The sequence below is a fragment of the Kitasatospora sp. NPDC101447 genome (assembly GCF_044767225.1).
Taxonomy (GTDB): Bacteria; Actinomycetota; Actinomycetes; order Streptomycetales; family Streptomycetaceae; genus Kitasatospora.
The window spans coordinates 1-12918 of the sequence record NZ_JBIWNL010000025.1 but is presented as its reverse complement, the minus strand read 5'-3'; the positions used below and the strand labels follow the sequence as shown (position 1 = coordinate 12918).

At 73.9% G+C, this 12918-nt stretch carries 10 protein-coding genes and 1 pseudogene; 4 read left to right on the top strand and 7 right to left on the bottom strand.

Annotated elements, in window-relative coordinates:
- Positions 1-317 precede the first annotated feature (317 nt).
- Positions 318-1565 carry a phosphoribosylamine--glycine ligase gene (gene purD, locus ACIRST_RS28780; protein WP_350519623.1) on the bottom strand — a complete coding sequence of 416 codons (1248 nt, stop codon included), beginning with the start codon at positions 1563-1565 and terminating at the stop codon, positions 318-320.
- Positions 1566-1933: 368 nt separating this feature from the next.
- On the opposite strand from purD, the gene ACIRST_RS28775 reads away from it, so the two are divergent.
- On the top strand, positions 1934-2719 hold the full coding sequence (locus tag ACIRST_RS28775; protein ID WP_350519622.1) for an SLATT domain-containing protein: 786 nt from the start codon (positions 1934-1936) through the stop codon (positions 2717-2719).
- Positions 2720-2772: 53 nt separating this feature from the next.
- Here the strand turns inward: ACIRST_RS28775 and ACIRST_RS28770 are convergent, their stop codons facing one another.
- The 3 genes from ACIRST_RS28770 to ACIRST_RS28760 form a co-directional block, all read right to left on the bottom strand.
- Positions 2773-3420, bottom strand: coding sequence for a hypothetical protein (locus tag ACIRST_RS28770; RefSeq protein ID WP_402805455.1), 648 nt, complete (start codon positions 3418-3420; stop codon positions 2773-2775).
- Positions 3421-3534: 114 nt separating this feature from the next.
- Positions 3535-4605, bottom strand: a complete 1071-nt coding sequence (locus tag ACIRST_RS28765) for a GntR family transcriptional regulator (protein WP_402805453.1) — start codon at positions 4603-4605, stop codon at positions 3535-3537.
- A 160-nt stretch (positions 4606-4765) separates the two neighbouring features.
- Positions 4766-5563: a carbon-nitrogen family hydrolase gene (locus ACIRST_RS28760; protein WP_402805449.1), complete on the bottom strand. Its 798-nt coding sequence runs from the start codon at positions 5561-5563 to the stop codon at positions 4766-4768.
- A 174-nt stretch (positions 5564-5737) separates the two neighbouring features.
- Here ACIRST_RS28760 and ACIRST_RS28755 point away from each other — a divergent pair, with 174 nt between their 5' ends.
- Positions 5738-6559 (top strand): maleylpyruvate isomerase family mycothiol-dependent enzyme, encoded by an 822-nt coding sequence (locus ACIRST_RS28755; RefSeq protein WP_350519618.1) that lies wholly within the window; start codon positions 5738-5740, stop codon positions 6557-6559.
- Positions 6560-6718: 159 nt separating this feature from the next.
- Positions 6719-7552, top strand: a complete 834-nt coding sequence (locus ACIRST_RS28750; protein WP_402805447.1) for a Bro-N domain-containing protein — start codon at positions 6719-6721, stop codon at positions 7550-7552.
- 58 nt (positions 7553-7610) lie between these two features.
- On the opposite strand, the gene ACIRST_RS28745 is transcribed toward ACIRST_RS28750, so the two are convergent.
- From ACIRST_RS28745 to ACIRST_RS28735, 3 genes are all read right to left on the bottom strand, one after another.
- A complete protein-coding gene (locus ACIRST_RS28745) occupies positions 7611-9008 on the bottom strand; it encodes a nitrate/nitrite transporter (protein WP_402805444.1) in 1398 nt (465 codons plus the stop codon).
- A 202-nt stretch (positions 9009-9210) separates the two neighbouring features.
- On the bottom strand, positions 9211-10443 hold the full coding sequence (locus tag ACIRST_RS28740; RefSeq protein ID WP_350519615.1) for a M64 family metallopeptidase: 1233 nt from the start codon (positions 10441-10443) through the stop codon (positions 9211-9213).
- Positions 10444-10685: 242 nt separating this feature from the next.
- The gene (locus ACIRST_RS28735) at positions 10686-11909 is read right to left on the bottom strand and encodes a benzoate/H(+) symporter BenE family transporter (protein WP_402805441.1); all 1224 of its coding nucleotides are present in this window, start codon (positions 11907-11909) and stop codon (positions 10686-10688) included.
- Between the two features lie 206 nt (positions 11910-12115).
- Between ACIRST_RS28735 and ACIRST_RS28730 the strand changes: the two are divergent.
- A pseudogene (locus ACIRST_RS28730) lies at positions 12116-12918 on the top strand (hypothetical protein); the annotation flags it as partial.

Sequence of the window (12918 nt, the reverse complement as noted above, 5' to 3'; positions counted from 1 at the left end):
GACCGGTCCGGTGCGAAGCACCCGGCGATCGCCCGGCCGGACGCCGTCCAGCATCCCCCCGCAGGGGCGCCGCTACCCGGCGGCGACCCCGGCGCGCGGGCCCCGCGCACTGCGATCCAGCGCACCATAAGGCCGGGCGCCCCGTTACGTCAGCCGGATGCGGGCGCTGTCACCCGATGGGCTGGAATCCGTCGGCCGATCGGTGCGTCGGCCCCCGGAAGCGGTCCGGCCCCGAAACGCCGGGGGCGCTGCGTCCATGGGGTTGATTCCCACGGTCCGCAGCGCCCCCGGTACGGGCTCGGCTCGGCCTAACTGCCCTACGCGGTGGCCGCCTTCAGCGCGATGTCGGTGCGGTGCTGGCCGCCCTTGAGCGAGATCCGGTCCACCGCGGCGTACGCGCGCTCGCGCGCCTCGGCCAGGTCGGCGCCGGTCGCGGTGACCGACAGCACGCGGCCGCCGGCGCTCAGCACCTGCCCGTCCTCGCCCGCCTTGGTCCCGGCGTGCAGCACGAACGCGGTGCCGTCCGCCTCGGCCTCGGCCAGGCCCTCGATCGGGTCGCCGGTGCGCGGCGCGGCCGGGTAGCCCTCGGAGGCGACGACCACGGTGACGGCCGCGCCGTCGTCCCAGCGCAGCGGCTCCAGCTGGTCCAGGGTGCCGTTGGCCGAGGCCAGCAGCACGCCGGCCAGCGGGGTGCGCAGCCGGGCCAGCACGACCTGGGTCTCCGGGTCGCCGAAGCGGGCGTTGAACTCGATCACCCGGGTGCCGCGGGAGGTGAGCGCCAGGCCCGCGTACAGCAGGCCGGAGAACTCGGTGCCGCGGTGGCGCAGCTCGTCCACGGTCGGCTGCAGGACGGTCTCCAGCACCTCCTCGACCAGCCCGGCGGGCGCCCACGGCAGCGGCGAGTAGGCACCCATGCCGCCGGTGTTGGGGCCCTCGTCGCCGTCCAGCGCGCGCTTGAAGTCCTGCGCGGGCTGCAGCGGGAGGACGGTGGTGCCGTCGGTGATCGCGAACAGCGAGACCTCGGGGCCGTCCAGGTACTCCTCGATGACCACGCGCTCGCAGGAGGCGGCGTGCGCCAGCGCGGCCTCGCGGTCGGAGGTGACCACGACGCCCTTGCCGGCGGCCAGGCCGTCGTCCTTGACCACGTACGGGGCGCCGAAGGCGTCCAGCGCCTCGGCGGCCTCGGCGGCGGTGGTGCAGACGTAGGAGCGGGCCGTGGGGACGCCGGCGGCGGCCATCACGTCCTTGGCGAACGCCTTGGAGCCCTCCAGCTGCGCGGCCGCGCCGGAGGGGCCGAAGACCGGGATGCCGGCCGCGCGCACGGCGTCGGCGACACCGGCGACCAGCGGGGCCTCCGGGCCGACCACCACCAGGGCGGCGCCGAGCCGCCGGGCCAGGTCGGTGACCTGGGCACCGTCGAGCTGGTCGACCGGGTGGACCGTCGCCACCCGTGCGATCCCGGCGTTGCCCGGGGCACAGTGCAGCTCGGTGACAGCGGGATCTTGGGACAGAGAGCGGCACAGGGCGTGTTCGCGGGCGCCGCCGCCGATGACGAGGACCTTCACGCCACGCAAGCGTAGTCGGTGGCCTGTTCCGGCCGCTCCCCGGTCCCGTCGGATCCTCCAGGAGAAGAGGTCCGTACGCCGACGATACCGGAGGATCCTCCAAGCCCGGGGGCCCCAGGTGGGCGCTGGGTGTCCGGGTCACGACCACGGGTCACCGGGCCCTCGCTCGGACGGGTGAAATCTCGCCGCCCCCCGCAACCCGCTCACCTCGGGTTCCGATGGCTTGAACCGGTAACGATCAACCGGGAAGCTCCCCCACGGTCAGCCATTTGGCGGTAAGAAGTGCTGTTGGACAACCACCGGCAGACGCCACGTCAGCCGATGCGCCGCCAGACCCAGCCGCCCGCCCGCCACAGGGAGCCCCACAGGTGAGCCAGCCGGAAATGCAGCCCGAGGAGAGTGCCTGGGGCAAGGAGATCGGCGAGGAGGACCCGCCCGCCACCGCCGTGGTCCGCCGGGAGCCCACCCGCCGCCGGACCGATCTGAGCACCCGACAGTTCCCCCTCGGGGACTGGGGCGAGCCGGCCGAGCGGCTGGAGGAGCTCTACCGCTGGTCCGAGGAGCGGGCGGTCGAGGCGATCGAGTGGTACCGCCGGGACCGGGTCTGGAAGCGCCGGTGGGCGCGTCTGCTGCGGTTCGGCTCGGCCGGGTTCGCGGTGGGCGCCGTGACGGCCCCGCTGGTCGACCTCGCCGGCAGCTTCGCGCACGGCGCCAGCTGGGGCTACGTCGGCCTGGCGCTCTCCGCCGCCTGCTACGGCGCCGACCGGGCCTTCGGCCTCAGCTCGGGCTGGATGCGGGACGTCTCCACCGGGCAGGCCCTGCAGCGCCGGCTGGAGGCCTTCCAGTTCGACTGGGCGTCGGAGTGCGTGCGCGAGGTGCTCGGCCCCACCGAGGGCACCGCGGGCGAGGCCGCGGAACGCTGCCTGGGCGTGCTGCGCCGGTTCTGCGAGGACGTCTCGGACATGGTCCGCACCGAGACCTCGGAGTGGATGCTGGAGTTCCGCGCCTCGATGACCCAGCTGCCCACCCAGGCCCCCGGGAGCTGGGGCGGCCGCTCCGAGCCCGGGATGGGCGCCCAGGTGCGGGTGCTGCCGCCGCCGGGCACCCGGCCCACCATGCCGCGCCAGCGGCCGCCGGAGGGGCCGCTGCGCTAGGGCCCGGAGGGCCCACGCCGGGCCACGCCGGGCCACGGTGGGCCTCCGTGGCGCTAGGCGAAGACGATCATCGAGCCCTGGGTGACGCTCCTGGTCGCCGCCGCGTACAGGCCCGACCAGGCGTGCCGCTCCCGGGCGAAGGGGTGCACGTCGTCGATCGGCGGCCCGAACGGCTGCTCCAGGCCGGTCGGGCCGAGCGGCCGGGTCGGGTCCGGCGGGTTGAGCGGGTCGATGCCCAGCGCCGGTGCCACCGCCTGCAGTTCGCGCAGCAGTCCGTGACTGGAGCCGAGCGGGCCGCCGGAGGCGAGCAGCGCGTCGTCCACCAGCGGCACCGCGAACTCGACCGGAACGTACGCGCCCGCGTGGTCGAAGTGCCAGACCAGGTGCGACTGTTCGGCGCTGCTCTCGAACATCTCCAGCAGCTGCTCGTAGTCACCGCCGAGCGCGTCGACCGGGGTGATGTCCAGGCCGGTGAGGCCCAGCAGGTAGGCCCGGCGCAGGAAGTGCAGCGAGTCGTAGTCGAAGGCGGCTATCGGCTCGACCGCGCCACTGATGCCCGGGACGTACTCGTAGACCGGCACCCCGGGCAGCCCGCGCGAGGCCAACACCTCGTTGTAGAGGGCTAGATCGTCCCGGAAGGGGTTGTCGGGGCTGTGGCTCAGCACGTCCACCAGCGGGACGAGCCAGAGGTCGCAGGCCATGGCCGGCAGTTCCTCTCCGGGCGGTGGGGGATCGCCCGCGGGGCGGGGCGACGACGGGGGCGGGGTCGGTACCCGGACGGCCCTTCGCGGACGCCCGGTTCGACGCCCGTCACCCTACCGGCCCGGGGCGGCGTGCGGGTCGGGCCGTCCCAGCGGGGCCTCGGGGGGCGCCGGAGACGGCCGCCGGCCGAACCGGCCGTAGGGCACCGCGCGGGGCTGCGGCACCAGGCCGAGGCCCAGCCCCAGCTCCCGGCCCAGCTCACGGCCGACCTCGTCACCGCGCAGCGGCCGCTCGCCGCGCACCGCACCGGGCTCGCCGGGCTCGGCGCGGTCGGCGGGCTCGGCGGGCGTGGCGCGGTCGGCGGGCTCGGCGGGCGTGGCGGGCTCGACGACGGAGCCGGGCCCCGGCTCGGCGGCCGACGGCTCGACCGGGACGGGCGGTGGCTGCGTCCCGGTGGTCTCGGTGAGCAGCCCCAGGACCGTCACCGACTCCAGCGGCTGCCCGGCCAGCTCGGCCAGCAGCCGCGCGGTGGCCAGGTTGTACTCGCAGATGATCCGGTACGCGCCGGCCAGGTCGTGCGCCTCGATCGCCCCGACCAGGTCCTGGTGGCGGTCCCAGCAGACCCCGGCCAGGCCGGGCATCGCCCGCAGGTAGGGCGCGGCGAACATCCAGGACTGCACCCGCAGCCAGTCCAGGTAGTCGGCGACCCGCCGGTTGCCCAGCAGTCCGGCGACCTCCTGCCAGAACCGGCGGTCGCAGCCCACCATCACGTCCAGGTTCCCGGCCCGGGCGGCCCGGACGGCCGCGTCGGCCCGGCGGCGCAGCGAGGGCAGCCGGCTGAGGTCGGGCAGGGCCCGGCGGGTGGAGAACTGCCGGTGGAAGCTGTCGGTGAGCAGGACCCGGGACTCGAAGATCTCCAGGAAGTCGTCCCAGCACAGTTCGGGCACGGTGAAGCCCCGGTGGTGCTCGGCCCGCAGCAGCCCCTGGGCGCCGAGGTCGACCAACGCCTCGCGGGCCGGGGTCGCGGAGACGCCGTACAGCTCGGCGATCTCCTTGACGGTGAAGTTGCGGCCGGCCGCCAGTCGGCCGGCCATCATCTCCTCCCGCAGCGCGCCGGCGATCTGCTCGCGCAGGCTGTTGCGGTGGATGACGGGACGGGGGGTGCCTGCGCCGTCGACAGGCATGGGCGCGACCTCCTCGGGCGGGCCGACCGGGCCGACCCTGGACGGACCGGCGGGAACACGACGAGTGCTCATCTTCTCAAACCCGCCCGGGCCAGGTCCGAACCAACCCTCCGACAAGACGGTCCCCCGGCCCCGGCCGGTCCGACCGGGGCCGGACCGACTAGCGCTGGACCGGTGCCGGGATCCCCAGCAGGCGGTCCCGCAGCACCGGGAAGTCCTTGCGCGCCGCGGCCACCTCGGACGGGTCGAAGTCGACCGTCAGCACCTCCTCCTCCGTCCCCGCCTCGGCCAGCACCCGGCCCCACGGGTCCACCACGATGCTGTGCCCGGCCTGCTCCACCCCGGCGTGCGTCCCGGCCGTGTTGCAGGCCAGCACGAAGGCCTGCTCCTCCACCGCCCGCGCGCGGGCCAGCAGCGTCCAGTGCTCGCGCCGCCGGGCCGGCCAGGCCGCCGGGACCACCAGCAGCTGCGCACCGGCGTCCAGCAGCGCCCGGAACAGCTCCGGGAAGCGCAGGTCGTAACAGGTGGCCAGGCCCAGCGTGGCGAAGTCGGTGGGCGCGGTGACGATCTCCTGGCCCGCGCCCATCACCACGGCCTCGCCGCTGTCGAAGCCGAAGCGGTGGATCTTGCGGTAGGTGTGCACCAGCTCGCCGTCCGGGGCGAACAGCATCGAGGTGTTGTAGATCGGCCCGTCCGGGTCCCGCTCGACGATCGAACCGGCGTGCAACCAGACCCCGGCGACCCGGGCGGCGGCCGCCATCGCGTCCGAGGTGGGCCCGTCCAGGCCCTCCGCGCCGTCCGACCAGAGGTCGTACGCGAAACCGCCGAGCGGCCACAGCTCCGGCAGCACCACCAGGTCGGCGCCCTGCTGGGCCCGCACCAGCGCCGCCGCCCTGGCCCGCCGCTCGGCGGGCGGCTCGGCGTCGGAGACCGCGAGTTGGATCAATGAAGCGCGCACAGTACCACCGTCCACGGCAAGAGTCCTACGATCGTCACCCGAAAGCGCTGCCCTGCTGTTCCCCGGCAGCGTAACGTGCGGTTAGCGTGTGCGCCCGGAAAGCCGGACCATCCCGGCCGGCGGTGACGGCGGGGCACAGGCGGCAAGGAAGCTGACGGAGGGCCGGAGATTCCCGTGACGGACAACCAGACCGTGCAGGCTTACACCGAGGCATGGACCCAGAGCATCGAGTCCATATCGGAGCTGGTCGCCCCCCTCCCCGAGGGCTCCTGGAACCGGGCCACCGAGTGCCCCGGCTGGTCCGTCCGGGACGTCGTCTCGCACGTCATCGCGGTCGAGTCCGAGCTCCTCGGCGACCCCCGCCCGATCCACTCCCTGCCGCGTGACCTCCGTCACGTGACCACCGAGTTCGCCCGCTACGTCGAGCTGCCGGTGGACAAGCGCCGCTGCCACACCGCGCTGGAGATGACCAGCGAGCTGGAGTACACGATCATCCGCCGCTCCCGGGCGCTGCGGAACGCCAAGCAGACGCCCGGCGAGCCGGTCCGCTGGCCGGCCGGGCCGCTCGCCCGGGACGTCCCGTACCACGAGCTCCTGCGGATGCGGGCCTTCGACGTCTGGGTGCACGAGCAGGACCTGCGCCGCGCCCTGGACGCCCCCGGCAACCTGGACGCCCCGGCCGCCCTGATCTCCCGGGACCTCCTGCTGGAGCTGCTGCCCAAGGCCGTCGCCAACAAGGCCGGCGTCCCCGCCGGGACGGCCATGGTGCTGGACGTCACCGGCCCGGTGGAGTTCCTGCGCACCGTCCGGGTCGACGCCTCCGGCCACTGCACCGTGGACGAGTCGATCAGCCTGGCCCCCGACGTCCAGCTCAGCATGGGCTGGGAGACGTACGTCCGGCTCGCCTGCGGCCGCGGCCGCCCGGGGCCGGTGTCAGTGGAGGGCGACAAGGAACTGGCCGACCGGGTGCTGGCGAACTTCTCCGTCACCATCTGAGGCCCACCGGCGCACGCCACCCGGCGTACACGCACCAACGCACGCCGGGTCGGCACCTCTCGTGCATCCGCACGTCAATGCAGCACCAGCCACCTCACCCGTTCGGCCTCGTTGTTCCGGGCAGTCATGCCATCACCCGGAAGAAGGAGGAACGTCCCGATGGACGACGAACGGGAACAGCAGGAACGGATGGTGCTGGTGCGGTCGAGCTTCCCGGTCACGGGGCAGCCCATCAGGGTCGTGATGATCGACGGCGAGCCGTGGTTCGCGACGGCGGACGTGTGCCGGGTCATGGGTCGGCGAAACCCGGCCACCGCCGTGTACGGGCTGGAGCCCCACCAGCACCGCACCGTGGACCTGCGGTCGCTGACCGTCCAGCAGATGGAGGGTTACGACGATTCCGCAGGTCAGAAACCCTACCGGCGGGGAAATCCATTGCTCGGCCTGGTGAGCGAGGCGGGGCTGTACAGCCTCCTCATGAGGTCGGACAAGAAGTCCGCCCGACCGTTCCGGGCATGGGTCACCGAGGAACTGCTCCCCTCCGTCCGCCGCGGGGACACCGACGTCCCCACGCAGCAGCGGCGGATGGCGGAAACGCTGGCCGAGGCGATCGGGCAGCAGGTGCAGATCGTCGCGGAGATCGACCACGAGGACTGGCCCGGGCTGACCGTCCGCTCCGACGGGACGGTCCACTGCCGGCACGGGGAGATGGTCCTCCACCTGCCGGGCCGGGAGGAGGACAGCGGACCGCCGTTCGGCGCGTACTTCGCCTGCCCGGGCGGGGAGCGGGTCGGCATCCGGGGCAGCCGGGTCGTCCCCGGCTGCCCGAAGCTGAAGCTGGTCGACCTGATCCGCCTGCGGCGCGAAGCACGGCCCGCCCCCGGCACCGGGCCCGTGCCGGACCACGGGCCGATGCGTGCGGAACTGCACGGCGCCCGGCTCTTCGGGACACCGCCGCAGATGGCCGCTTTCATGCGGGCGTACGGCCGCTGATGCCCCCGCCGACCCTCGGGTGAAGCGGGGGCCGGCACGTCTTCGCAGGTCGGAAACCCTACGTCTCCGAGGCGAGGACCCTCCGCCGCAACCGGAGGATCATCAGCGTCCCCACTGCCAGCGGGACGTACTGCCAGCAGAACGCCCAGCGGAAGGCATCGGCCGGGTAGCCGTCGGTGCCTTCCGGGGTGAGGGCGTCCAGCAGGACGCCGACGCCGAAGAGGGTGATCATTGTGCCGATGAAGCCGCCCATGTTGACGATTCCGGAGGCGGTGCCGAGCCGTTCCGCCGGGTTCCGGGAGCGCGCGTAGTCCAGGCCGACCAGCGAGGCCGGGCCGTTGCTGCCCATCACCAGGATGATCCCGACCAGCAGCCACACCGGCGGGTGCCCGCCGGGCCAGGCCAGCACCAGCGCCCAGCCGAGCGCGGTGGTCGCGATGACGGTCAGCACGATCGGCATGCGGGCGCGCGCGGTGCGGGAGAGCAGGCGGCCGAAGAGGAACCCGAAGCTCATGTTGCTGAGCACCAGCAGGGTCAGCATCCCGCCCGCCCCGGCCCGGGACATGCCCTGCGCCTGCACCAGGTAGGGCAGGCCCCAGAGCAGGCCGAAGGCGTTGCCGGGGAACTGGGTGGTGAAGTGGATCCACAGCCCGAGCCGGGTGCCGGGCTCCCGCCAGCAGTCCAGGACCAGCCGGCCGACCCCGGGCCGCTCCCGGTGCTCCACCGGCCGGATCGGTTCCGCCTGCGCCGGGGCCTCCCGGAGGAACAGCGCGACCAGCGCGAACACCGCCACGCCGAGCAGCGCGATCGCGGCGAAGGTGGGCGTCCAGCCCTCGCTGTGCAGCGCCTGCGCCAGCACCACGGTGGTGACCAGGTTGCCGCCCATCCCGGCCAGACCGGTCAGCTGGGCCACGAACGGGTTCCGGGCGGCCGGGAACCAGCGGGCGGCGATCCGCAGCACGCTGATGAAGGTCATCGCGTCGCCGCAGCCGAGCACCGCCCGGGAGGCCAGCGCGGGGGCGAAGGAGGAGCTGAACGCGAAGGCCAGCTGACCGGTGCTGAGCAGCACGACACCGAGCAGCAGCACCCGGCGCGGCCCGAAGCGGTCCACCAGCAGGCCGACCGGGATCTGCATGGCCGCGTAGACCAGCACCTGGAGGATGGAGAAGGTGGAGAGCGCCGAGGCGCCGATGCCGAAGCGGTCGGCGGCGTCCAGCCCGGCCACGCCGAGACTGGTGCGGTGGATAACCGCCAGGACGTAGACGCTGACGCCGACGGACCAGGCCGTCCACGCGGCACGGCCACCCGGCGGCGCGGGAACGGGGCCGGAAACGGGGGCGGGGCCGGAAACGGGTGCGGGTGCGGGCGCGGGTGCATGGGCGGTCGGGGGCCCGGCAGTGGCTCGGGGAGCGGAGGCGGACGGGGGCGCGGCTGAAGGGGCGGGCTCCACGGACATAGTGCGACCAGACTAGTCATCCCATGATTGGACGCCCAGGGCGGGGTTCGGTCGCCCGGGCGCGAACCCGCGACCCCCCGGGCCGGTGGATCCGCCGGTGCGCTCCCCGGCAACAGCCGGCCCCGGCCAGCCCCGACAGCCCCCGACACAGCCCCCGCCGGACTCAGCGAGCCTCCGACAGCTCCGACAACTCCCGCCGGCCTCAGCCGGTCAGCGTCCAGGACACCGACCGGGTCATGAAGCGGTCCCGGAAGGCCTCGTCGCGCACCCAGTCCGTGGTGTCCCGGACGGTCGCCGTCACGGTGGCCGTCCGGCCCGGGGCCAGGTCCAGCCGGGCGGTGTCCAGCCAGGAGGCGTCCGCGGACTGCGGTGCCACCGGGACGCCGTCCACCTTCCACTCCACCTTCAGCTGCCGGGCCCCGTTCAGCGGCAGCGGCCGGACGTCGAGCCGGGGCCGCCCGGTCACCTCGCCGGGCGCCGGCAGCGGGGCGTCGGTCGGCCGGACCTTGCGGTAGAGCTCCTCGATGATCGCCTCGCGCGAGGGCAGGTTGTACGCGCTGCCCAGGGTGCGCATGACCGAGTCCGGGGTCGGCCGGTAGAGGCCGTTGCCGCTGCGGTACGCGCCGACGACCCCGGCACCGTCCGGGGACGCGGCGCCCAGCCAGCGCCACCACTTGGTCTGCTTCTTGCGCATGTCGTCGGCGTTGAGGGTGGAGAGGTTCGGGTAGTCGGCGTCGTCGGGGGCGCTGTCGTACTCGTCGCCGAGGTCCCCCACGGTGTGCCCGATCTCGTGCTGGATGATCCGCCCGGCGTCCTGGCTGCCGCCGGCCAGGGTGGTCACCCCGGTGCCGCCGGCGCCGCCGTACTCGGTGGAGTTGGCCAGCGCGATCAGGTACTGCGGCCCGCTGCCGTCCCCCGCGTACCGGGCGGTGGCGGCCTCGTCGGCGCAGAGCAGCCGGGCGGTGCCCTCGCACCAGAAGTGCATGCCGAGCGGGGTGGCCGGGTTGCGGCCGCGGCTCTCGGTCTCGGCTATCCCGGACACCGGGGAGACCACGTCGACCCGCCGTACGTTGAAGAAGCCCTGGTAGGTGCGGAAGGGCTCGATGTCCATCAGGGCGTGCCAGGCCTTGTCGGCCTGCTGCCGGAACAGGTCCTGTTCGCCCGCCGTGTAGCCGTCCCCGAGCAGGACCAGCGTGATCCGGTTGGCCGGGTCGCCGGTCCGACGTATGTCGACCGTCGGGGCGGCCCCGGCTATTCGCTGGTCGGCGCGGAGCGCGGTGTGCGGCGGCACCGCACGGTCGGCCGGGGCGCCGGGCCCGATCACGCCGAACGGCGAGGGACCGACCAGTTCCAGGGCGGCGGGCAGCAGGGCGGTGGACACCAGCACGAGGGCGGCCAGACTCCGGACGAGACGGCCAGGGTTGCCAGGCGGCATACGGGTGCGTCCTCGGGGCTCCGGTCACCCGGTGTCGCCCGGGTGGTGGAGCGGAGACGTACCCGGACCGGCGTGTCGCCCCCACCGGCGGGCGCAAATGTCACCGACCTGGCCGAACGATCCGCATCCTCCCTGCCATGAGGACCATGCAGGTCATGCGGGTCATACCAACCACACCCCCGCCCGGACCGTCCCCGCCCAGGCCCTCCCGCCCCCTGCCCAGGCGCCCTCCCGCAGCCCGGTCAGGCCTTCCGAAGGCCCAGCACCAGATGGGTGCCCAGCCCGAAGAGCAGCCCCCAGAACGCCGAGCCGATCCCGAACAGGCTCATCCCCGAGGCACTCGCCAGGAAGGTCACCACCGCCGCGTCCCGCCCGCGCTCCTCCGCGACCGCCGCCGCCAGGCTGCCCTGCAGCGAGGCCAGCAGCGCGACCCCGGCGATCACCGCGATCAGTTCCTTCGGCAGCCCGGTGAACAGGCTGACCAGCACCCCGCCGAAGCTGCCCACCAGCACGTACAGCGCGCCCGAGGACATGCCCGCGACGTACCGGCGGCGCGGGTCCGGATGGGCCTCCGGGCCCGAGCAGATCGCCGCCGTGATCGCCGCCAGGTTCACCCCGGGCGAGCCGAACGGGGCCATCAGCATCGACACCGCCCCGGTCGAGCCGATCAGCAGCCGGTCGTCCGCCCGGTAGCCGAAGGCCCGCATCACGCCGAGGCCCGGGGCGTTCTGCGAGGCCAGCGTGACGATCGTGAGCGGCAATGCGAGCCCCACCAGCGCCGACCAGGAGAACGCCGGCACCGTCAGCACCGGCACGGTCGGCCCGCCCGAGCCCGGGTGCAGCGGCAGTCCGACGGTCAGCGCCGCCAGCACCCCGCCGACCAGCAGCGCGACCGGTACGGCGTACCGCGGCACGAACCGCTTGGCCAGCAGGAAGGCCGCGAAGCTGCCCACCACCAGGACCGGCGCGCTGTGCACCGCGCCGAAGATCCCGGCACCGAAGGAGAACAGGATGCCCGCGAGCATCGCGTTCACGATCCCGACCGGCACCGCCGCGATCAGCCGACCGAACCAGCCGGTCACCCCGAACAGGGCCACCACCACCGCGCTCACCAGGAACGCCCCGACCGCCTCCCGGTAGGGGTAGTCGCCCAGGCTGGTCACCAGCAGCGCGGCCCCCGGGGTGGACCAGGCGGTGATCACCGGCGTCCGGGTCCACCAGCTCAGCGCGAAGCCGCTCACCCCGCTGCCGATCGCCACCGCCCAGATCCAGGAGGCGGTGTGCGCCGTGTCCAGCCGTCCGGCCGCGGCCGCCGCGAGCACCACCACCAGCGGTCCCGAGAAGGACACCGCGACGCACACCAGCCCGGCCAGCAGTGCCGGCCCCGACGCGTCCCGCCGCAGCGACCGACGTTCCCCGCTCCCGACCGGCGTCGTTTCCGGTCGGATCGTCAGCTCATCCGTCATCCCGGCAGTATCCCGGAGACCTGACGAAGGCTCCCGAAAAAGTTTTTGGATCCACCTGCAACCCCTGCCGGGGATGCGCGTCTATACCAATGAAGGCACGGAGAGCGAGACCGGCAGAGCCGGGGGGCGCTTCCGCTCAGGAGGAGCGGGGCCGGTCGTCTTCACCCACACACACCGTCAGTCACATGACCCTGGGGAGTCACGTCATGCGCACGTCCGTTATCACCCGTTTTGCGAAGAACGACCGCGCCCTCTCCGGCCGCCGCCGCATCGCCGTCCTCGCCGCCACCACCGTCCTCGCCGGCGGCATCCAGTTCCTCGCCACCGACAGCGCCTGGGCCTGCGGGGACGAGACCGGCGACACCACCGCCGTCACTGCTCCGGCCGCCGACCCGGCCAAGCACGACGGCACCTACCAGTCCGGCTTCCACATGACCCCGGACGGCCAGACCATCACCGCGGGCGGCCCCAAGGTCGAGATCGGCGTCGGCGTCACCAACTTCACCGGCGCCCCGTACCGGAACGTCTCCGCGAACCTCTGGCTGTTCAACCCGAAGGGCAGCACCAACCTCCAGGACTTCACGGTCGAGGTCGCCACCGCCGGCGGCTGGAAGCCCGTCGCCCTGCGCCACGGCTGCGACCCCTCGCTCTTCACCGTCGCCTCCCCCGCCACCACCACCCCGCGCCTGGAGAACGGCCGGGCCGCCAACTTCATGTTCCGCGTGGGCCTCTCCGCGAAGGCGCCGAAGGACGTGACCGAGATCCAGGTCGGCACTTGGGCCCAGGCTCCCGGCTTCCCGGATGTGACGGGCGACACGCACACCTACCACGTGGCCCGGACCGCCGCCCCCGCGCAGCCGACCACCCCGGCCAAGCCCGCGCCCACCAAGCCCGCCGCGCCGGCCAAGGAGACCAAGAAGGCCGAGCCCGCCGCCGACAAGACCCCCGCCAAGGTCACCGAGCCCGCCGCCGAGACCACCAAGTCCCCGGCGCCGCAGGCCACTTCCAC